Origin of the sequence: Erythrobacter sp. W302b (assembly GCF_046452395.1) — a bacterium.
Lineage (GTDB): Bacteria > Pseudomonadota > Alphaproteobacteria > Sphingomonadales > Sphingomonadaceae > Erythrobacter.
Map to the genome: position 1 here is coordinate 645,748 of NZ_JBKFDH010000001.1, position 20,403 is coordinate 666,150.

Genomic DNA, 20,403 nt, shown 5'->3' on the forward strand with positions numbered 1-20,403 from the left:
CTTACCACCCCCCCGAGGCGCCGCCGCCACCAAAGGAGCCGCCACCACCGGAAAAACCGCCGCCGCCGCCAAAACCACCACCGCCGCCAAATCCACCACCGCCACCGCGACCCCCGCCGCCCGAGATCATGCCGCGCGCAATCGCACTGCCGACCTCCCACAGGATGACGTCACGCGCCGTATCGCCAAGGTCGCGGCTGCCCCACGGACCCTTGCCCTTGGAGCGATACTTACGCCGCCGCCCGCGCCCGGCGAGGATCGGCAGGACGAAGAAGAAGAACATGAAGGCGAGCCAGATCAGCACGCCGATCGGGAAGCCCCCGTCGCTTTCGCGCGCGCTGCCCGCCTCCGCGGCGACCTTGGCGGCCTCCTCTGGTGGCAATTGCAGCTGAGCGATGATCGCATCCGTGCCCGCTTCGATCCCGCCGGGGAGATCGCCGTCGCGAAAGGCGGGCAGGATCTGGTTCTGGATGATCAGCGAGGACAGGGCGTCGGTGAGATAGCCTTCGAGCCCATAGCCGACCTCAATCCGCACCTTGCGATCATTCGGCGCGACGATCAGCAGCGCGCCGTCATTCCGTTCCTTGTCGCCAAGGCCCCAGGTGCGGCCCAGCTGGTAGCCATAATCGGAAATGTCGTAGCCCTGCAGATTCGGGATCGTCGCGACCACCAATTGCCGCTGCGACTGCGTCTCCAACGCCTCAAGCTTGGCGGTCAACCGCGCTTCGACATCGGGCGTGAGGATATCGGCATTGTCGACCACACGCCCCGAGAGTTCGGGAAACTTCGGCTGCGCGGCAAGCGGAGACGCAATCAGCGCCCCCGCCAGCGCGAGCAGGATGAGAAGCCGCCGGATCACGCCGCTCAGTTCGACGTCATGTCAAGCTGCGGTGCGGCTTCGGCACCTGGGGTCACGGCCTTGTAGGGCACCATCGGTTCGGCCCCGTGGATGATGTTCGCGCCGATCGAATCCGGGAAGGTGCGGATGGTGGTGTTATACTTGCGCACCGCCTCGTTATAGTCGCGGATGGCGACAGCGATGCGGTTCTCGGTGCCTTCGAGCTGGCTTTGCAGCGCGAGGTAGTTCTGGTTCGACTGGATGGTCGGATAGGCCTCGACGCTGGCAAGCAGGCGGCCGATCCCGGCGCCGAGCTGGCTCTGCGCGGCGGCAAACTGTTCCATCTTCGCGGGATCATTGAGATCATCGCCGGTGATATTGACGCTGGTCGCCTTGGCGCGGGCTTCGGTCACCTGCGTCAGGATCGTGCGCTCGTTCTCGCCCGCACCCTTGGTCACTTCGGCAAGGTTGGGGATGAGGTTGGCGCGGCGCTGGAATTGCGCTTCGACGTCGGCCCACTTGGCCTTCGCCTCTTCCTCGGCGGTCGGCACCGAGTTGATCCCGCAAGCGGCAAGGCTCAGCGCCGCAACGGCGGCAAAGGCGCCGCGCAGCATGGTGGAAATTTGCATAGGTCGATCCCTCCTCAACGCACGGGCAGACCCGGCGGCGTGTTCCTGTATTGCGCATATAGCACACCACTTGGCCGGTTCAAGCGGTGGACGGGCAGCGCGCGCGGCTTGGCAGGGACGGATGTGAGTGCCAGAACATGGTAAATACCACGCATAAAGGGGATCACCATGCTGTCAGAATTCAAGGCCTTCATCGCCAAGGGCAATGTCATCGACCTCGCTGTCGGGGTGATTATCGGCGCGGCGTTCGGGGCCATCGTCAAGTCGCTGACGGATGATATCATCATGCCGTTCATCGGCTGGATTGTCGGCAGCATCGATTTTTCGGACATCTATATCGTGCTGTCGGGCGATGTCGCGCCGGGCACGCCGCTGGCCGCCGCGCGGGAGGCAGGGGCGGTGGTGCTTGGCGTGGGGGCGCTGGCATCGGTTGTGATCAATTTCCTGATCCTCGCCTTCATCATCTTCCTGATGGTGCGCTATGTGAACAAGATTACCGCGCAGTTTTCCAAGCATGAGGAAGCGGCCGCGCCGGCCGGTCCGACCGAGATCGACCTGCTGATCGAGATCCGCGACGCGTTGAAGAAGTGAAAACATGGCTGTGAGCCCCCGCGAAGGCGGGGGCCTCGCGCATCTCGGCGCTTATTCGCGCGGAGGTTTCCGCCTGCGCGGGGAACGTACAGGTGGGCTACTCACTTCACATTCAGCTTTTCCGCGCTATATCGCTCGGTGCCGGTTTCGACCGGCTATGGCGATAAATTGCTGCGTGCAATAGATGCAACGGACTCGGGGGCAGTACCCGGCGGCTCCACCATTTGGGCCGAGCAACGCGGTCAGCACGCAGGAAGCGTGCCGACCGAGCGGCTCAGCTGGAGGGGCCGAACCAGGATCGACGTGTGTTGAAAAGCGTAGTTTTCGCCCGGGCTGAGTAACCCGCATAAGGCTCAAAAACCATAAGTGCCAACGACAACGAAGCACTTGCTCTCGCTGCGTAATGTGACGGCTTAACGGCCTGAATTTACAAAGCTTAGAGCACGGTTCGGACCGAACCGGGTAACAGAATCGGAAACCGGGCGCCCGGGGGAGCGTAGCAACAGAATCCCCCACCTCACTTTTTTCACAGACAGACGCTGAGAGGCGCGCGGATATGCAAGGTCGGCATTCTCGATAGAATACCGCTTTGCGTGAACCTAATCGCCCGGCGCGGTCTGCGACCGCAATCCGCGCAATTCCGCCACTTCTTTCTCCAGCTTGATACAATCGAGGATCTTCGCGCCGGCGAGGAACACTGCGCCGGTGGTGGCGAGAAACAGCAATTTGCCGCCAAAGCCGGGATAATCATGGAGATAGACCATGCCCCGCGCGCTTGAACCTAGAGCAAGCGCGTAGATGATCAGAAACGCTTCAAGGCGGTTCTTGATCACAAACAGCCTTCCGAGCTTGCGCAGCATGGCGTCTCCCGATTGTTCTGCGACCGGGCTGCGCCTGAGTCGCGTTAAGGTGGAGATAACCTTAGGCCCGGAGCGCCTTCTCACCAACTGCGTTAACCAAGCTGTGCCAGATCGAGCGCATCCAGCAAGGCCAGCCGTGCGGCAATCACGCTGGCCGCCAGACTGTCCGACCCTAAATCGGACGGGTCAATCTGTTCGGGCCAGTTTCGGGCGATGACCCCTTCGATCAGGTCGGCCTTGGCTTCGTCCAGCAAGAAGCGCGGATCGACCGTTGCCGGATCGCACACCACACGCAGGCGCAGACACGCCGGACCGCCGCCGTTGGCCATCGACTGGCGGACATCGACAGGGATCACCTGCCGGATCGGACCATTGGTGGCGAGCATCGCCTCGACCCATCCCCAAACGCTGGCGCTTTCGCGGCATTCCTCGGGCACGATCAGCGCCATCTCGCCGGAGGGGAGGGTGAGCAATTGGGCGTTGAACAGATAGGTGCGGATCGCTTCCTGCAAGGTGACGGCGCTGGATGGCACCTCGACCACTTCGAGCGCTGGGAAGGCGGCGCGGATTGCGGCATAGGCGCCTTGCTGGTCGGCAAAGGCCGCATCATGGGTGAACAACACGCGGCCATTGGCGACCGCGACCACATCATTGTGGAACGCGCCTGCCGCGATGGCTTCAGGGTTCTGTTCGATGAACACCGCGCGCGCCGGATCGAGCCCGTGGCGGCGGGCGACGATGCGGCTGGCCTGTTCGTGCTGACGCGCGGGGAAGCGGCCGCCGGTCTTGCCATAGACGAAGACCTCGACGCCGGGGCTGTCATGGCTTTCGCACAGGCGCATGTGATTGGCCGCGCCCTCGTCGCCGAAGGTTGGCGGCACCGCGTCATGGATCGCGAAGTGGCGGGTGTCACCGAAAGCGACCGCAAGCTGACGCTTGGTATCCGGCCATTCCTGCGCGCGGTGGAGCATGGTGACGAGGTTGGCCGGTGTCAGATGGCAGCGTCCATCGGCGGTATCGGGTGCGGGGCTGACTGTCGCGGCATTGGCGGTCCACATCGACGAGGCAGACCAGGCCGCGGCGCGCAGCTGCGGCGGCGTGGTGGCGTCCAGTGCCAGCGCTTCGAGCAGGCCGTGATTGGGGCGGGGCAGCGGCAACAGGAAGCCCTGCACCCCCAACCGCGCCAGATTGCCCCGCATCTTCGCCACGCCCTGAAGCGCCGCAGCGCGCGGGAAGGACGGGTCGCCTGCATTGTTGGCGCTGGCGATATTACCGAGGCTGAGGCCCGCATAGTTGTGCGAAGGGCCGACAATCCCGTCGAAGTTGATCTCGGTAAGCATTCCTCTATCCGTTCGGTTCGAGCGAAGTCGAGAACCCCTGCTTGGCCGTGTCTCGACTTCGCTCGACACGAACGGGGACGGGTTATCCTAGCGCGCCACGCTCCACACCATGTCGCCTTCGCACACATCGAGCAGATCGGCGCTGGCACTATCGATCGCGATGCCGCCCTCGGAGTCCAGCACCCGCGCGCCGAAGCAGGCGCGGAAGGTGCCGAGCCGCCCGGTGGCAAGGATCGCCTTCTCGCCCTCGCTCACATCGAGTGCGGTGACCTTGGCAAGCGTGCTGTTCTTCACGCTGGTGACATTATCGGTGCGCGCGACCATCGTCGGCCCGCCGTCGAAGATGTCGACATAGCCGTCCGCGCGGAAGCCTTCGTCCTCCAGCATCCGCATCGCCGCGCGGCCCGTGGGGTGGGGAACGCCGATCACGCTGCGCGCATCCTCGCTCAGCATGGCGATATAGACCGGATGCTTGGGCATCAGGTCGGCGATGAACTGGTTGCCGTTGATCGCGTTGAAATAGTCCGCGTCCTGAAAGCTCATCCCGAAGAAGCGCCCCGCGACCCCGTCCCAGAAGGGCGACCCGCCGCGCTCGTCGATGATGCCGCGCAGCTCGGCCAGAATGCGGTCGGCAAACCGTTTGCGGTGCATCGCCACGAACAGATAGCGCGAGCGGGCGAGCAGCAGGCCGAGGCCTCCGGCGCGTTCATTGGGGTGGAGGAACAGCCCGCCAACCTCGCTCGACCCTTCGAGATCGGTGACGAGGCTCAGGAGCTCCGCGCGCACGGTGCGGTCGAGCTCCTGCGAATATTGGGTCAGGGTGTTGAGCCGGTAGGAGTAGAACGGCCAGCGCTGGCCGACCTGGCCCATCAACTGGCACGTCCCGCGCACCGCGCCCGTGCGGGCGTCTTCGAGCACCAGCACGAACAGCTCGTCCGCCAAGGTGTCGGTGTCCTTGGCGAAGGAGGCCTCGGCGCGTTCGAGCTTGTTCTTGAGCGCGGCGCGGTCGGGCGGGAGGTTGGTGAAACCGCCGCCCGTCAACTTGGCCATTTCGTACAGCGCTTCGAGATCGGCAGAGCGCGCGGCGCGCAGACGGAAGGTCAAGACAAAGCTCCCTGAGCAAGACGCTCGATCACGCGGGCAGACAGGGCCGCGCGTTCAGTGAGGCTGGGGACGATCAGATATTCGTCCGGCGAATGGATCGCGCCGCCGCGCACCCCCATGGTGTCGACCACCGGGACGCCGCAGGCGGCGATATTGTTGCCGTCGCAAACCCCGCCGGTGGATTGCCAGCGGATATCCTGCCCCAGCTCCGCCCCGCACTCGCGCACCAGATCGAACAGCCGCTGCGCCGCCGCATCGACTTTTTTGGGCGGGCGGGTGACGCCGCCGTGGCGATGGGTGGCAACTTCGTGTGCGACCTGAATGTCGATCAGCAGATGCGAGAGCGCATGGTCGAAGGCCGCGCCCGCCTCGGCCGTTCTGGGCCGGATATTGAAGCGCAGCACGGCGTGATCGGGTACAACGTTGTTGGCCGCCCCGCCTTCGAGCTTGGCCGGATTGATCGTGATCTCGGGCGTCTCCAGCGCCTTCAGTCGCAGGATCAGATCCGCCGCCGCGACGATCGCGTTGCGCCCCTCATGCGGATTGCGCCCGGCATGGGCGCTTTTGCCGGTGAAGGTGATCGAATAATTGCCCGTGCCGCCCCGCTCATGCGCCAGCGTGCCATCGGGCAGGGCAGCAGGCTCATAGGTCAAGGCGGCAAGCTTGCCTGCGGCCAGCTCGGCGATCAACGCCGCGCTGGCAAGCGAGCCGGTTTCTTCATCCGAATTGATCAGCACATCATAGCCAAGGGCCGAGGCGCTGGCGGTCTGCTCGAACGCCATCAGCGCGTGGAGCATCACCGCGATCCCGCCCTTCATGTCGGCCACGCCCGGTCCGTTCAGTGTCTCCGCGTCGAGCCAGCGCAGTCGCTGGAAGGTGTGATCGGCCGGAAACACCGTGTCCATGTGCCCGGTCAGCACGATCCGCCGGTTGGCCTGCGGTCGCACTCGCACCACCAGATGCTGGCCGTGGGGCTTTGGGAATGCGGAACCATCCGCAGCGATGGCGGTCACAGGCGCGGGGTCGACCAGTTCGACCGTGCCAGGGAGTACCGCGAAGGCCTCAGCCAGCGCGGAAGCCTGACGGGCGAGCCCGGCGAGATTCGCGGTGCCGGTGTTGATCGCGCTCCACGCTTCGACCTGCGCCAGCATGGCAGCGCCGTCGATCGCGGTCAGGGTCCCATCCTCTCTCATGACCCCCCTCTAGCCGTGCGCGGGCGCGGGGCCAACCCGTTGCAATCGCGTCTCCCCTGCGCCATAGCCCCAGCCGTCCTCTCCTCCCCAGGTCACGCCCTTTGCTAGCCCTACGAGGACACCAATGACTGACATGATCACCCGCGCCGGTTTCACGATCGATTCCCGGCTGGCGCGCTTCCTTGAAGCCGAGGTGCTGGGGCCACTGGGCCGCGATGGGGCAGCCTTCTGGCAGGGCTTGGCCGCGCTGCTCGCCGACTTCGCTCCGCGCAATGCGGCGTTGCTGGCCAAGCGCGAGGCGTTGCAGGCGCAGATCGATGCGTGGCACGTGGAGCGGGCCGGAAAGCCGCATGATCCAGCGGCTTACAAGGCGTTCCTGACCGACATCGGCTACCTCGTTCCCGAGCCGGGCGACTTCCTGATCGGCACGCAGAATGTCGACCCCGAGATCGCCACCATGGCCGGTCCGCAGCTGGTGGTGCCGATCCTCAACGCCCGCTTTCTGCTGAACGCCGCCAATGCGCGCTGGGGGAGCCTGTATGATGCCTTCTACGGCACGGATGCGCTCGACGCCGCCCCGGCGCGGCCGGGCGGCTATGACGAGGCGCGTGGGCAAGCGGTAATCGCGCGCGGGCGGCAGTTCCTTGACTCGGCGTTCCCCCTGGCGGAGGGCCGCTGGGCCGATCTGGCGGGCCGCGATGACGTGACGCTCGCCGACCCCGCACAATATATTGGCGAGACGGAGAAGGGCATTCTCCTGAGGAACAACGGCCTGCACATCGAAGTGGTGTTCGATTCGCACACGCCGGTGGGCGCAACCGACAAGGCCGGGATCGCCGACATCATCGTCGAAGCTGCACTCACCACCATCGCCGATTGCGAGGATTCGGTCGCGGCGGTCGATGCCGAGGACAAGCTGCTGGCCTATACCAATTGGCTCGGGATCATTCGCGGCGATCTGTCAGAGAGCTTCGAAAAGGGCGGCAAGACCCTCACCCGCACGCTGGCGGGCGACAAAAGCTACACTGCGCCCGATGGCACGCAGCACACGCTCTCAGGCCGCAGCCTGATGTTCGTGCGCAATGTCGGCCACCTGATGACCAACCCGGCGATCCGCCTCGCGGATGGCAGCGAAGTGCCCGAAGGCATCATGGACGCGGTCTTCACCTCGGCGATCAGCACGCTCGATGTCGAAGGCCACGGCACGCTTGGCAACTCCCGCTGCGGCTCGATCTATATCGTCAAGCCCAAGATGCACGGGCCGGAGGAATGCGCCTTTACCAATGACCTGTTCGATGCGGTGGAAGACCTGCTCGGCCTGCCGCGCCACACGATCAAGGTCGGCGTGATGGACGAGGAGCGCCGCACCTCGGCCAACCTCGCCGCCTGTATCCATGCGGTGAAGGACCGGATCGTGTTCATCAACACCGGCTTCCTCGACCGCACTGGCGATGAAATCCACACCTCGATGCGCGCGGGGCCGATGCTGCGCAAGGGCGCCATGAAGGGCAGTGACTGGCTCAAGGCCTACGAGGCGCGCAACGTCGCCATCGGCCTCCGCCACGGCCTGTCAGGCAAGGCGCAGATCGGCAAGGGCATGTGGGCTGCGCCCGATCTGATGGGGCAGATGATGGTCGAGAAGGTCGGCCACCTGCGCGCCGGGGCGAACACCGCGTGGGTGCCGTCCCCCACAGCTGCGACGCTCCACGCGCTGCATTATCACCAGATCGACGTGTTCGATGTGCAGAAGACCTTGCCCGAGCCGTTGGGCCTTGACGCGCTGCTCTCCATTCCGCTGGCCGACGGTGCGAACTGGTCGGAAGACGAAGTCCGCGAGGAGCTCGACAATAATTGTCAGGGCTTGCTCGGCTATGTGGTGCGCTGGGTGGATCAGGGCGTGGGCTGCTCCAAGGTGCCCGACATCAATGATGTGGGCCTGATGGAAGACCGCGCGACGTTGCGCATTTCCTCGCAGCACATCGCCAACTGGCTGCTCCACGGGGTCATCACCGAGGCGCAGGTGCTGGACAGCCTCACCCGCATGGCCGCCAAGGTTGACGCCCAGAACGCGGGCGATCCGCTCTATGTACCGCTCACCGGCAACGAGGACGGCGCGGCCTTCAGTGCGGCGAAGGACCTGATCTTCAAGGGCGTCGAGCAGCCGAGCGGCTACACCGAGCCGTTGTTGCACCACTGGCGGCAGGTGAAGAAGGCGGGTTAACTCAGCGCCTTTGCCACCGCGACAAACTCCGCCACGCTGACCGTCTCGGCCCGCCGGGTCTCGTCGATGCCCAGCGCCGCCAGTGCTTCCAGCGCGCCGGGTACGCCCTTGAGGCTCTGGCGCAGCATCTTGCGGCGCTGGCCGAAGGCGGCTTCGGTGAGGCGTTCGAGCAGCCGTGCGGAGACGCCTTCGGGCATGGCAGCAGAGGTCACGTGGACAATCGCGCTCATCACCTTGGGCGGCGGGGTGAAGGCGCTGCGGTGAACCTTCATCGCCAACCGCGCCTCGGCCCGCCACTGCGCGAGCACGGCGAGGCGGCCATAGGCGTCGTCTCCGGCCTGCGCGACGATCCGGTCAGCCACCTCGCGCTGGAACATCAGGGTGAGCGATTGCCACAGTGGCGGCCAGGCCTCACCCGAAAGCCAGCGCACGAACAGCGCGGTGCCCACGTTGTAGGGGAGGTTGGAGAGCACATGGAACGGCGCGCCTTGCATCAGCGCGGGATGATCCAGCTTGAGCGCATCGCCCTCGATCACCGTCAATTGGCCGGGGAAGCTCTCCCCCAGTTCGGCGAGGGCAGGGAGACAGCGGCGGTCCATCTCGATCGCGGTGACGCGGGCCCCGGCTCTGAGCAGCGCGCGGGTCAGGCCACCGGGTCCGGGGCCGACCTCGAGCACCTGCTGGTCCGTGAGGTCTCCGGGAAGCGCGGCAATGCGGGCGAGCAGCTGCTCATCCAGCAGGAAGTTCTGCCCCAGCGCCTTGGACGCGGCGAGGTTGTGGCGGGCGATCACTTCGCGGATGGGGGGAAGATCAACCAATATCCGTTCGCCCTGAGCCTGTCGAAGGGCCGTCCTTCCACTTCGGCACTGCGCTATAGGAAAAGTCGGGGCTTCGACAAGCTCAGCCCGAACGGAAGTTATGCGCTGCTGCGCGCCGCCGCCATCTCGGCCGCCATCACGATCGCCGCAGCCATCGCGCCGGGATCGGCCAGGCCTTGCCCCGCGATGTCGAAGGCGGTGCCGTGATCGGGCGAGGTGCGGATGATCGGGAGGCCGAGGGTGACGTTGACGCCCTCGTCGAACTCCAGTGCCTTCAACGGGATCAGCGCCTGATCGTGATACATGCACAAGGCCGCGTCGTAACCGGCCCGCGCTCTCGGGGTGAACAGTGCGTCGCCGGGGACGGGGCCGAAAGCGGCGATCCCTTCGGCCTGCAGGGCGGCGATGGCAGGGGCGATGATCCGGGCTTCCTCGTCCCCGAATTTGCCGCCTTCGCCTGCGTGCGGGTTGAGCGCCGCAATCGCGAGGCGCGGGGCGGGAATACCGCAATCGCGGCGCAATCCTGCGGCGACGATCCGCGCCTTGTGGATGATCAGTTCGGCCGAGATCAACGCCGGCACCTCGGCCAGCGACACGTGGACCGTCAGCGGCACGGTGCGCAGCGAAGGCCCAGCCAGCATCATCACCGCGTCGCGATAGGGCCGTCCGCAGGCGTCGGCGAGGAATTCGGTCTGTCCCGGATAGTCCCACCCGATCGCGGCCAATTCACCCTTGGAAACAGGCGCGGTCACCAGCCCTGCGGCGATCCCCGACAGCGCGAATTTCGTGCCCCACTGGAGTGAGGCCAGCGCCAACCGGGCGCCATCTGGTGCGGGATGACCGGGCAATGACAGGCCATCGAGGCCAGCAAGAACCGGCAACCCCGCTCCGGCTGCGAACATCGCCTCGGCCGGGTCGGCAATCGGCACGATCGGGCAGTCGATCCCGAGCCGTTCGGCCAGCCCGCGCAGCAATTGCGGCCCGCCGACCACGAAGGCGGGAGGCGCGCGGTGTTCGGCCCGCAAGCGCATCCAAGCGCCAAGGATCACCTCCGGCCCGATCCCGGCCGGATCGCCGAGGCTGATCGCAAGCGGCGCGGCCGGGGATGGGGCGGGCTGCGTCAATTGTATTCGATGTAAGCGTCGTTACGCAGATCGCGCAAGAAGCGCTGAGCGCGCTTGTTGACGCGTTCTTGTTCCAGCTGATCCATCACGGCGGCGAAGGTCGGGGCGCCCGCATCCTTGGGATCGTCGCGACCGCACAGCATGAACACCCGCACGCCTTCCTGGATGTTGCCGAAGGGCGGGGTGGTCTGCCCGATCTGGAGGTTGAGGATGATGTCGCGCAGCTGCGGCGGCAGCACCTCGGCCTTGATCTGGTCATTGGTCACGACGTCCGCGCCAATCTTGGCCGCACTCGCTTCGACATCGGCGCAGCCGCGCAGGCCATCGATGAAGCTGCCGAATTCATTGACGCGCGCTTCTGCCTGGGCCTGCGTGACCCCAGCCGGGAACATCACCGAGATCTGCTTCAGGTTCAGCACGGCCTCATTCGGGTCGGCCATCAGCACCTGCCGCTTGTTGATGAGATAGAGGATCGAGAAACCGCCCGGAATCTCGATCGGCCCCTGCAACTGGCCGGCGTTCATGGTGCGGGCCGCCGCGGCGAGCTGCGGGGGGAGCTGACCCAGCCGCACCCAGCCCAGATCGCCGCCCACCACGGCGGTCGTCGCTTCGGAATACTGGCGCGCATAGGCCACGAAGCTGCCGCCCTGCTGCAATTGCTGGACGATCTGCTGGGCATTGGCGAGCACCGCCGCGCGATTTTCGCTGGTGGCGGACAGGAAGATCTCGCCCAGCCGGTATTCGTCGGTGCCCTTGGCCTCGTTCATCCGCTTGAGCGAATCATTGACCTCTTCGGCCGACACATTGACGAAGGGCATGATGTTGCGCCGCAGGAGGTTCTCCCACGCCGCTTCGCCTTCGATCTGGCGCTTGAGCGAGGCGGGGGAGGAACCGATCGACAGCAGATATTCGTCCATCTTCTTCGGATCGCTGCCGAAGTTCTGGGCGGCAAGCTGCTGGTAGGTCTGTTCGACCTCTTCGCGCTTCACTTCCATTTCGGCGGCGGCAGCGGCCTGGATCTTGAGCGTTTCGTCGATAAGGTTGCGCAGCACCTGCACCCGCAGACGCAGCATTTCATCATCGGAAATCGCGGCATCCGATGCCGCCGTCACCAGCGCCACGCGCATATCAATATCGGTGCCGGTGATGACGAAGCCATTGACGATCGCGGTGGCCGTGCGGCGGTCGGGATCGGCCTTGCCGAAGAGGGTGATGTCTTCGGGCAGGCCGAAGGGATTGTCCGCGGTCGGCACGGCGACGGTCTGGGCCGGAGCCGCAACCGGCGTCAGCGCAAGGCCGATCATCCCGGCCACCGCCAATGCGGTTCCGGTGCGGGCAAACAACGCCTTGGAAAACAGCTTTACACTCACTCGTTCATTCCCGTTCTTTTCGCCTGACGTATGGCCAACCATGTCGCGCGATCCCTCACGCATTGTGCCGCCAATGTTCTCTACCGGCTTAATGGAAGCTGAGCCTCGCCCGATCCCGAGGGCGTGGTCGGCTTGCTTCAGGCGGCTTCCTTAACGCCATTTGCCAAGCCTGCCAATTCGCGCCGATCAGCGGAAGCCCAGATTGCGAATTGCAAAGAACAGCTGGAACGCATTGCCGCGCCGCGCATCGCCTGCATCGATGAAATCGCGCCGCCAGGTGGCGCCGAATTCGATACAATCGTCGGAATAGGCCACGCCGAGCCGGGTGCGGATCGGCTCGAATCCGTCGGGCTGGAACACCGGGTCTTCTTCCGGGTCGGTGAGGTTGAACACGCCCGAGCCGAACACCGACCATTTGCGGCCAATCGCCACCCGGGCCGCGGCGCGCAGTTCCTCACGGTCGCGCAAGTCTTCCACCGTGGCGATATCGCGGTTCAGCCGCAGGTATCCGACTTCGAGATAGGTCCGGCGCGAACCGACAGTGGCGTCGATTTCGTTGCGGCGGACCGCGAAGTTGTCCTTGTCGAGCCGGAAGCGGTGCGTGAAGCTGACCAGATTGCGGAACCGGACTTCGGTGCGACCGACGAAATCGGAGACCCGTTCGGACAGGCCGGTGCCTTCCGGGAAGATGTCGTCACGCGGGGCTTCGAGCCGGAACGACTGGCCGATGGTCGACCGCACCCGCCAGCCGGGGCGCTGCAATTCCCAGTCGACGCCCCAGGTGACGCGGCTGCCATCCTCGACCCGGTCGTAGCCAGGGAAGCGGTTAAGCGCGAACAGATTGGAATCTTCCAGATCAATCGCGCGCGCATCTTCATTGGGAACGTCGAGATTGCGGATCTTGGGGCTGGCGACGATCTGGACGCGCGGCTTGAACACCTGCGTGCCCCCGAAGGCTTCGCCCACGAAGGGCCATTCGATGTCGAGCGCCGCCGTGGCGATGCCGCGCGTCGTCCAGCCTTCGGTGCCGCGATAGCTGGCGGTGGTGGTCGCGATGCTGTTGTTGGTGTTGTAGACATCGCCGCGCACCAGCGCGGTCATGGTCACGACTTGCCCCAGACCGGTCAGCCGCTTCAGATCCCACTGCGCCCCGGCAAAGGCGCGCTGGGTGTCCTGCCCGTCATTGCGCAGCAGCGCGAGGCTGTTTGCCTGAAACTGGACATTGCCGCCCAGCACCGGATTGGCGAGCTTCTGGCGGTAATCGATTGCGGGCAGGGCGAGCGGCACCTGCCCCTGATCGGCGTTCAGCCGCAGGGTCTGAGTCGCCCAGCCCGCCACCGAGAGATAGGAACGGTCGGTGATCCGTTCGAGATTGACGGTCGAACGCAGCCGGTCATCGCGGCTGAGATCGTAGCGGCGCAGGAAGGTGCGGTCCGATGCCAAGCGGATCGAGGAGGTGAAGCTCCAGTCGGGCGAAAACTGGAACCGGCCATTGGCGTCGAGGTAGCCGCGCGGGTCCCTCTGGAAGCTGTCCGCCCCGGTGAAATCGGTCAGGCGGTCGCTGAAGGTGCCATAGCCGGTGACCTGATAGGCGCCCTTGTCCGTGAGGTGCCGCCACTTCGCGCTCGCCATCGGGGCGACATTGGAGAAGACATAGGCGCCCAGCGTCAGATCGCGGTTGTCGCCGAAGCGCCAGTAATATTCGCCCGACAGTTCCAGCCCGTTGACCTGCGTGATGCGGACATCGGGGACGAGGAACCCGGATGTCCCCTTGCCATCCGTGCGGAATCCGAGACCCGGCAGCGGCAGGATGCGCGCGCCGAACAGTTCGAGCACCGCACCCGAAAAGCTGACGACGCTGGTCTTCTGGTTGTAGATCACCCGCTTGGCGGTGATCCGCCAGCTGGGATCGGTCGCGCAGCCTTCGGCATCGACCACCGGGCAGGCGCTGTAGGCGGCATCGGTCAGCACGGCGACGCCGTCCTCACCCCGTTCCGCCGATCGCGCGGCAAGCCGGCCACCCGCGCGCAGGGCGATGAGGAGTTCGCTCATGGCCCCGGTATCGAATTCTTCGGTCAGTTCGACCTGGTCGGTGAACAGCTGGTTGCCTGCCTCGTCCACCAGCCGGATATTGCCGGTGGCGATGATCCGGCCCGACGTGCGGTCCCAGACCACTTCGTCGGCGCGGACCGAGCGGTCTTCCGAGCGCAGGATCACATTGCCGCGCGCGATGACCGTTTCCGTTTCGTTGTTGTAGCTCAGCTCGCGGGCTTCGAAATCGATCTTGCGGGGCGCTTGGGCCTCGGTGGAGTCCGATGGGGCGGGTTGGGGCGCTTCGGTTGGCGCAACCGCACCTGCGTCCTGCGCGGCGAGCGGCGTGGCTGTCCCGAGCAGACCCATCACCAAGGCCCAAAGCGGCGCGCCAGCCCGTCCCGGAACGCGCTGGGCAAGGCACGCGCCGTCCCGCGATCCGTCTGACAAGCCTCCCGACATAGCCTTGCCTATTGCACCGCTCGGGCCTAATCGCAATCGCGTTTGCGCCCCCTGACGCGCGGCTCGTCGCACGTGCTGGACACCATGTCCGCATGACCGCCCTCATGCTTCTTCGGAGTACTCATGCAAATCCACCTCACTGCCACCCCTCCCACCGATATTCGCCTGCATGCGCGGGTGATCAATCAGGGGGCGGCGATCACCGGCCTTGATGTGACGTTCGTTGAAGGCGCGGCGGCTTCGCGCTTTACGGGTCGGGCCGGGCAAGTGTTTGAAGGCTTTGCGAATCTCGGGGATTCGGTCAAACGGATTGCGCTGGCGGGCGCGGGCGAGGTCGATGCCGCTGACCGCCGCGCGAACCTCGAGCGCGCAGGCGCCGCGCTGACCGCGAAATATCTTGCTTCGGGTGAGACGGCGATCGTGGTCGATCTTGCCCATGCCGGGCTTTCGGCGGACGATGCGGCGGCGGTGTTGCTCGGCCTGCGCCTGCGCGGCTGGCGGCACGACAAGTACCGCACGCGCCTCGCTGCGGACAAGCGCCCCTCGCTGACCACGGTTCACGTGACCGGCGCGCCCGAGGGTCTCGCCGCGGCGTGGGAGCGGGAATCGGCGCTCGCCCAGGGGGTGGAGTTCACCCGCCGACTGGTGACTGAACCGGCCAACATCCTCTACCCCGCAACCTTTGTTGCCGCCTGCGAGGAAGCCTTCGCGGGCACCGGCGCGGAGCTGACCGTGCTGGGCGAAGCGGAGATGACCGCGCTCGGCATGGGCGCGCTGGTCGGCGTCGGGCAGGGCTCCGACCGCGAATCGAAGCTGCTTGCGATCCGCTGGAACGGCGGCACGGCGGGGGACAGGCCGACCGTGTTCGTCGGCAAGGGCGTAACCTTCGACACGGGCGGCATCTCGCTGAAGCCGCCGCCGGGCATGGAAGACATGAAGTGGGACATGGGCGGCGCAGGCGCGGTGGTCGGCGCAATGCTGGCGATCGTCAGCCGCAAGGCCAAGGCGAACGTGATCGGGGTCGTGGGCCTCGTCGAGAACATGCCCGATGGCAAGGCGATGCGCCCCGGCGATGTCGTCACCACAATGAGCGGGCAGACTGTCGAAGTGCTCAACACCGATGCCGAGGGTCGCCTGGTTCTCTGCGATGCGCTCCACTGGGCGCAGGAGCAATATGACCCTGCGCGCATCATCGATGTCGCCACGCTCACCGGCGCGATGATCATCAGCCTCGGCCATGAGCACGGCGGGATGTTCGCGAATGACGACACTTTGGCGGCGCAGCTCTCGGCAGCAGGCCTGACCAGCGGGGACAAGCTGTGGCGGATGCCGCTCTCGCCGAATTACGACAAGCTGATCGATTCGCCGATCGCCGACATCAAGAATGTCGGTCCGCGCGAGGCCGGCTCGATCACCGCCGCGCAATTCATCCAGCGCTTCGTCAGAAACGGCACCCCCTGGGCGCATCTCGATATCGCGGGCGTGGTCTGGTCGAACAAGCCGGGCCAGACCTGGGACAAGGGCGCGACTGGATACGGCGTGCGCCTGCTCGACCAGTTCATCCGGGACGTGGCGGAGAATTGATCGGACCAGCGCTCATCGGCCCGCAGTGCCGCAAGGCCGACGGGTCGCCCGCAGCCATGCGGCGGCTGGGCCGCGTGAGCGCGGAAGCCAAGGGCGCGCACGCGCCCGCCGGTCATTGAGGCGCATGTCATGCCGAAAATGCGCAAAAAATCGGATCTGCCGACCAAAACCTGCCTTGCCTGCGGGCTGCCCTTTACATGGCGCAAGAAGTGGGAGCGGGATTGGGACAATGTGAAGTATTGTTCCGATCGGTGCCGCGGCGCGAAGGCCCCCCGTCCTCAAGTGGCACAGCGGTAGGACAGACGCAGACTGATGAAGCTCGATTTCTGGCAATACACCCATGACCCGCTCGAAAAGGTCGTCGCCCTGATCGCCAAGCGCGCGCTGGGTGAAGGCGAGCGGGTGCTGGTCGTCTCCGCCGATGCCGAACAGCGCGCCGTGATCGCCCGGACGCTGTGGCAGGCCGGGCCGGAGACCTTTCTCGCCAATGGCGAGGCGGACGCGCCCGGCGCCGAACGTCAGCCGATCCTGCTATCCCCCGACATCGCCGCCAGCAACGGGGCGAGCCACCTGATCCTCGCCGATGGCACGTTCCGCGAAAGCAGCGACTTTGCCCGCGTGTTCCTGCTCTTCCCGCCCGACGCCGCCCCCGCCGCCCGGCTCGCTTGGCGCGCGCATGACGGGCGTGAGGATGTCACCCGTGCCTATTTCGCGCAGGAAGACGGGCGCTGGGTGAAAAAGGGGTAGCGAGCGATGAAGGGTTGAGGGGCTTGCACCTCCGCGTGCAATAAGAGATGCTGCATCCCGCTTCGATAGGGGGAGTTGGGCAATGACATGGTTGGCACGGGTGATGGTGTGCGGCGGCGCTCTGGCGCTGGCGGCCTGCGGTTCGGAAACCTCGGGCGAATTCACCACCGCCGATGGCGAGAACGCCGAATACACCATCGACAAGGACACCGGCGAAACCAGCATGACGATCAAGGGCGAGGATGGCGAGGCCACCCTGCGATCGGGCGCGGATGTGCCGGTGAGCCTGCCCGCGGGCTTCACGCTGTTCCCGGGTTCGAAGGTCATCACCAACACCGTCGTCAACCAGCCGGACGGACAGGGCACAATGGTCGCGTTCGAGGCCGATGCGCCCGCCGACAAGGTCGTCGCTCACTACCGTGACGCGGCCAAGGCGGCTGGGTTCGACATCCAGCTGGAAATGACCACCAATGGCACCGTGATGATCGGCGGTGAGCGCAAGGCGGATGAATCCTCGATCTCGGTCACTGCCACGACCGGCGATGACAGCGCCACCACCGGGCAGATTATCATCGGCACCAAGAAGGGCGGCTAAGCCCAATCGACCTGCGCAAATTGTCGTCTGGCGGCTGTGTTCGGCCACCGGTGCGGGGATGCTTGCCATTTTGCAGCGCAGCATCTACGGGGCGCGGCCAATATCCCCCTTACCAGAACAGACGTTCACAGGAGCATTATCATGGCGGTCACCCGCACCTTTTCGATCATCAAGCCCGACGCCACCCGTCGCAACCTGACCGGCGCCGTCACCAAGATGCTGGAAGACGCCGGCCTGCGCGTCGTCGCCTCCAAGCGCATCCACATGACCCGCGAACAGGCCGAAGGCTTCTACGGCGTTCACCGTGAGCGCCCGTTCTTTGGCGAACTCGTCGACTTCATGATGAGCGAACCGGTGGTGGTGCAGGTGCTCGAAGGCGAAGACGCCGTCGCGAAGAACCGCGAAGTGATGGGCGCGACCAACCCGGCCGACGCCGCGCCGGGCACGATCCGCAAGGAACTGGCGCTGTCGATCGGCGAGAACACCGTTCACGGTTCGGACTCGGAAGAAAACGCCGCGATCGAAATCGCCTTCTTCTTCAACGAAGACGAAATCGTCGGCTAAGGCTTTGCGCCTGACGATATAGAAAGGGCCGTCCCGATGGGGCGGCCCTTTTGTTTTTCTCCCCTCCCCTAGGCGAGGGGGAGATCAGCCCGCCTCCGCAAACCGCGCCAGTTGCTCGGCGTGGGCGCGGTGCTGGCCCGCTTCGCTCGCCGTCATCACGCTGCGCATCCCCAGCAGCGCAGGTCCAGTCAGCGTGATGCCGAGATCAGCATAGCAGCGCGCAATCGCGCCCTCCCAATCGGCGTTGAGGTCTTCGAAGGTCAGCCGCGCTATCGGCCCCTGCCAGTCCGCCAGCGCCTCCGCCATGCGCGCCTCGCGCAGGGCGATCTTGTGCCGCCAGCGCGCCTCGATGCTGGCGAGGTCACAGTTATCCGACTGGATCGCCATCTGGTTCGCCGCGAGGGATACCGCGCTGCGCAACACCGCGTCATGCGCCCGGTGGGCGATCACCAGCCGCGCATCGGGGAACAGCGACAGCAGGGTTGTCAGATCTTCGGCAAAGGCGGGGACTTTGAGCACGCGCGGCTTGTCTGCCACGCTGCGGATGGCGGCATCGGTGCGCAGGATGCGGGCAAACTCGCGGTAAACCGGCGCGGGGTCGCGCGCTTCGCTCCACGCCGAATAGGCCGGGATATGCCACTGCGATTCGTAGATCGAATGGTGGAGCGCGGCGCTGAGCCAGGCGAGCTCCTCCTCGACCCCGCTCGCCGCCATCGGGTGGATCGATTGCATCCACGGGTTGAGCAGGCCGAGCATCGCCAGCTCCATCGCCGCCTTGACGCGGTTCATGCCGAGCCGAGCGGGGACGGGGTGATAGGCGTCGCAGTAGCGGGTGTGCGAGTGCGCGGGATCAGCGGCGAGCAGCGTGTGGATGCGGGTCGTGCCGGATCGCATATGGCCGATGACGATGATCGGTGGGGCGAGCGGGGTTTCGAGCAACTCGGGCCGTTCCAGCCACAGCGTGCCGAAGGCGAGACGGTTCTTCACCACCCGCGCCAGCTGCCCCCACGCCATCGCGCGACCCAACGGGTTGAGATCGGCCTCGTCTTCCAGCGCCGCGATGAGCCGGGCGAGCCGCTCGCGGAAATCGGCCACGTCCTCCTCGGATCGCCCGCCATGTTCGGCCGCCTCGGCGCGCGCGCCGTGCGCCTTGGTGGCGATGGCCCACATCTCTTCGGGTTCGAGGACCGGCGGGGGCAGCCACCCGCGCTCCCACGCCTTGCCGAGGAAGGCGTTGGCTTTCTCGGCCACAGGTCCGCGGGCCAGCAGGTGATCGCGGGTGGGCGCCATCAGAATTCGTCCGCGATGTCCAGCATCCGCGTCAGCCGCTTGGGTGCAACGCTGCGCCAGCTGCGCTGGAGCCACGCATCGACATCGCCCCAGTCAAGATCGGGGCGATCCAGGATGATCCCGACCCAGCCGCTCGCGCCGTAGAAGGCGGGCTTGAAATAGGTCTCGGGCTGATCTTCGACGAGAGTGTGGAGCTCGTCCATCCCGCTGGTCTTGACCAGCAGTGCGATGCGTTCGTGGCCGTGGGGGCGGTCGGAGAAATAGGCGAAATATTTGCCCGATTTGCCCTCGCCGACGCGGAAACCAGCCGAACCGAAGCTCTCCTGTTCGCTGGTTTCGGGGAGCGCCAGCGCGCGTTCCCGCAGCCGCTCCAGCAGCCATGCAGGGTTGCGCCAGCGCGACACGTAATCCGCCACGGCGCGCGGGTAGAGCTGGTGTTCGGCAAGCTTGACCCGTTCGGCGAGGCTCTCGGCCGTATCGCCCGCCACGATCGGGACCCGCACCTGCGCCAGCACTTCGCCCGCGTCCAATTCCGGCGTGACCAAGTGGACGCTGGCGCCGCCATGGCTGTCTCCGGCCGCGATGGCGCGGGCGTGGGTGTCGAGCCCCTTGTAGAGCGGCAGCAGCGAAGGGTGGATGTTGAGCATCCGGCCCTGCCAGCGTTCCACAAATCCGTCCGAGAGGATGCGCATATAGCCCGCCAGCACGATGGTGTCCGCCCCCGCTTGCCGCACGGCGGCTTCCATCGCGGCATCATGTGCTTCGCGGGTCATGCCCTTGTGAGGGTGGGCGAAGGTCGCGATCCCCTCGGCGGCGGCGAGCGCGAGGCCGGGGGCGGCGGGGTCATTGCTGGCGACCAGCACGATCTCATAGGGGCAATCGCCGATCCGGCTGGCATAGACGAGCGCAGCCATATTGGTCCCCGCGCCGGAGATGAGGACGGCGATCCTTGATTTAATCGTCATGCTGAACTCGTTTCTGCAAGCAGAGCTTCGCTTCCAGCATCCATTCCTCCCCAAGTCACCGCGGGTTCTTGCGGCAC

General features: G+C 65.8%; 20 protein-coding genes and 1 other RNA gene. 9 read left to right on the top strand and 12 right to left on the bottom strand.

Features of this window, described 5'->3' with window-relative positions:
- Position 1: 1 nt before the first annotated feature.
- Together ACLBKT_RS03100 and ACLBKT_RS03105 are read right to left on the bottom strand one after the other, a co-directional pair.
- Complete coding sequence (locus tag ACLBKT_RS03100) at positions 2 to 859, bottom strand: TPM domain-containing protein (protein ID WP_410181510.1); 858 nt, start codon at positions 857 to 859, stop codon at positions 2 to 4.
- A 5-nt stretch (positions 860 to 864) separates the two neighbouring features.
- On the bottom strand, positions 865 to 1,467 hold the full coding sequence (locus ACLBKT_RS03105; RefSeq protein WP_410181511.1) for a LemA family protein: 603 nt from the start codon (positions 1,465 to 1,467) through the stop codon (positions 865 to 867).
- A 168-nt stretch (positions 1,468 to 1,635) separates the two neighbouring features.
- Between ACLBKT_RS03105 and mscL the strand changes: the two genes are divergently transcribed.
- Complete coding sequence (gene mscL, locus ACLBKT_RS03110) at positions 1,636 to 2,058, top strand: large conductance mechanosensitive channel protein MscL (protein WP_410181512.1); 423 nt, start codon at positions 1,636 to 1,638, stop codon at positions 2,056 to 2,058.
- Positions 2,059 to 2,159: 101 nt separating this feature from the next.
- Positions 2,160 to 2,538, top strand: a transfer-messenger RNA (tmRNA) gene (ssrA, locus tag ACLBKT_RS03115).
- Positions 2,539 to 2,657: 119 nt separating this feature from the next.
- Here the strand turns inward: ssrA and ACLBKT_RS03120 are convergent.
- The 4 genes from ACLBKT_RS03120 to ACLBKT_RS03135 all read right to left on the bottom strand — a co-directional run bounded on the left by ACLBKT_RS03120 (position 2,658) and on the right by ACLBKT_RS03135 (position 6,555).
- The gene (locus tag ACLBKT_RS03120) at positions 2,658 to 2,918 is read right to left on the bottom strand and encodes a hypothetical protein (protein WP_410181513.1); all 261 of its coding nucleotides are present in this window, start codon (positions 2,916 to 2,918) and stop codon (positions 2,658 to 2,660) included.
- 92 nt (positions 2,919 to 3,010) lie between these two features.
- The gene (locus ACLBKT_RS03125; RefSeq protein ID WP_410181514.1) at positions 3,011 to 4,258 is read right to left on the bottom strand and encodes an N-succinylarginine dihydrolase; all 1,248 of its coding nucleotides are present in this window, start codon (positions 4,256 to 4,258) and stop codon (positions 3,011 to 3,013) included.
- 87 nt (positions 4,259 to 4,345) lie between these two features.
- Entirely contained in the window at positions 4,346 to 5,362 is a 1,017-nt protein-coding gene (locus tag ACLBKT_RS03130) for an arginine N-succinyltransferase (protein WP_410181515.1), read from the bottom strand.
- Positions 5,359 to 6,555, bottom strand: a complete 1,197-nt coding sequence (locus ACLBKT_RS03135) for a hydrolase (RefSeq protein ID WP_410181516.1) — start codon at positions 6,553 to 6,555, stop codon at positions 5,359 to 5,361. The genes ACLBKT_RS03130 and ACLBKT_RS03135 overlap by 4 nt, the downstream gene beginning before the upstream one ends.
- A 124-nt stretch (positions 6,556 to 6,679) precedes the next feature.
- On the opposite strand from ACLBKT_RS03135, the gene ACLBKT_RS03140 reads away from it, so the two are divergent.
- Positions 6,680 to 8,776, top strand: a complete 2,097-nt coding sequence (locus ACLBKT_RS03140; protein ID WP_410181517.1) for a malate synthase G — start codon at positions 6,680 to 6,682, stop codon at positions 8,774 to 8,776.
- Here ACLBKT_RS03140 and rsmA read toward each other — a convergent pair.
- The 4 genes from rsmA to ACLBKT_RS03160 all read right to left on the bottom strand — a co-directional run bounded on the left by rsmA (position 8,773) and on the right by ACLBKT_RS03160 (position 14,581).
- Positions 8,773 to 9,594: a 16S rRNA (adenine(1518)-N(6)/adenine(1519)-N(6))-dimethyltransferase RsmA gene (gene rsmA, locus ACLBKT_RS03145; protein ID WP_410181518.1), complete on the bottom strand. Its 822-nt coding sequence runs from the start codon at positions 9,592 to 9,594 to the stop codon at positions 8,773 to 8,775. The two genes, ACLBKT_RS03140 and rsmA, sit on opposite strands and share 4 nt — an antisense overlap.
- Before the next feature lie 98 nt (positions 9,595 to 9,692).
- The gene (pdxA, locus tag ACLBKT_RS03150) at positions 9,693 to 10,718 is read right to left on the bottom strand and encodes a 4-hydroxythreonine-4-phosphate dehydrogenase PdxA (protein ID WP_410181519.1); all 1,026 of its coding nucleotides are present in this window, start codon (positions 10,716 to 10,718) and stop codon (positions 9,693 to 9,695) included.
- A complete protein-coding gene (locus ACLBKT_RS03155; RefSeq protein ID WP_410183639.1) occupies positions 10,715 to 12,022 on the bottom strand; it encodes a peptidylprolyl isomerase in 1,308 nt (435 codons plus the stop codon). The genes pdxA and ACLBKT_RS03155 overlap by 4 nt, the downstream gene beginning before the upstream one ends.
- Before the next feature lie 252 nt (positions 12,023 to 12,274).
- On the bottom strand, positions 12,275 to 14,581 hold the full coding sequence (locus ACLBKT_RS03160; RefSeq protein WP_410181520.1) for an LPS-assembly protein LptD: 2,307 nt from the start codon (positions 14,579 to 14,581) through the stop codon (positions 12,275 to 12,277).
- Between the two features lie 123 nt (positions 14,582 to 14,704).
- Between ACLBKT_RS03160 and ACLBKT_RS03165 the strand changes: the two genes are divergently transcribed.
- The 6 genes from ACLBKT_RS03165 (at position 14,705) to ndk (ending at position 18,071) form a co-directional block, all read left to right on the top strand.
- Positions 14,705 to 16,165 carry a leucyl aminopeptidase gene (locus ACLBKT_RS03165; protein ID WP_410181521.1) on the top strand — a complete coding sequence of 487 codons (1,461 nt, stop codon included), beginning with the start codon at positions 14,705 to 14,707 and terminating at the stop codon, positions 16,163 to 16,165.
- Complete coding sequence (locus ACLBKT_RS03170; RefSeq protein WP_410181522.1) at positions 16,162 to 16,284, top strand: hypothetical protein; 123 nt, start codon at positions 16,162 to 16,164, stop codon at positions 16,282 to 16,284. The genes ACLBKT_RS03165 and ACLBKT_RS03170 overlap by 4 nt, the downstream gene beginning before the upstream one ends.
- A gap of 10 nt (positions 16,285 to 16,294) precedes the next feature.
- Positions 16,295 to 16,462: a DUF2256 domain-containing protein gene (locus ACLBKT_RS03175; protein WP_410181523.1), complete on the top strand. Its 168-nt coding sequence runs from the start codon at positions 16,295 to 16,297 to the stop codon at positions 16,460 to 16,462.
- Between the two features lie 15 nt (positions 16,463 to 16,477).
- On the top strand, positions 16,478 to 16,912 hold the full coding sequence (locus ACLBKT_RS03180) for a DNA polymerase III subunit chi (RefSeq protein WP_410181524.1): 435 nt from the start codon (positions 16,478 to 16,480) through the stop codon (positions 16,910 to 16,912).
- 82 nt (positions 16,913 to 16,994) lie between these two features.
- On the top strand, positions 16,995 to 17,507 hold the full coding sequence (locus ACLBKT_RS03185; protein ID WP_410181525.1) for a hypothetical protein: 513 nt from the start codon (positions 16,995 to 16,997) through the stop codon (positions 17,505 to 17,507).
- Between the two features lie 141 nt (positions 17,508 to 17,648).
- Positions 17,649 to 18,071, top strand: coding sequence for a nucleoside-diphosphate kinase (gene ndk / locus ACLBKT_RS03190; protein WP_410181526.1), 423 nt, complete (start codon positions 17,649 to 17,651; stop codon positions 18,069 to 18,071).
- An 84-nt stretch (positions 18,072 to 18,155) separates the two neighbouring features.
- Here the strand turns inward: ndk and ACLBKT_RS03195 are convergent, their stop codons facing one another.
- Both ACLBKT_RS03195 and purN read right to left on the bottom strand, forming a co-directional pair.
- The gene (locus tag ACLBKT_RS03195) at positions 18,156 to 19,361 is read right to left on the bottom strand and encodes a sulfotransferase (RefSeq protein ID WP_410181527.1); all 1,206 of its coding nucleotides are present in this window, start codon (positions 19,359 to 19,361) and stop codon (positions 18,156 to 18,158) included.
- Positions 19,361 to 20,326, bottom strand: a complete 966-nt coding sequence (purN, locus tag ACLBKT_RS03200) for a phosphoribosylglycinamide formyltransferase (protein ID WP_410181528.1) — start codon at positions 20,324 to 20,326, stop codon at positions 19,361 to 19,363. Before purN ends, ACLBKT_RS03195 begins: the two co-directional genes overlap by 1 nt.
- Between the last annotated feature and the right edge of the window lie 77 nt (positions 20,327 to 20,403).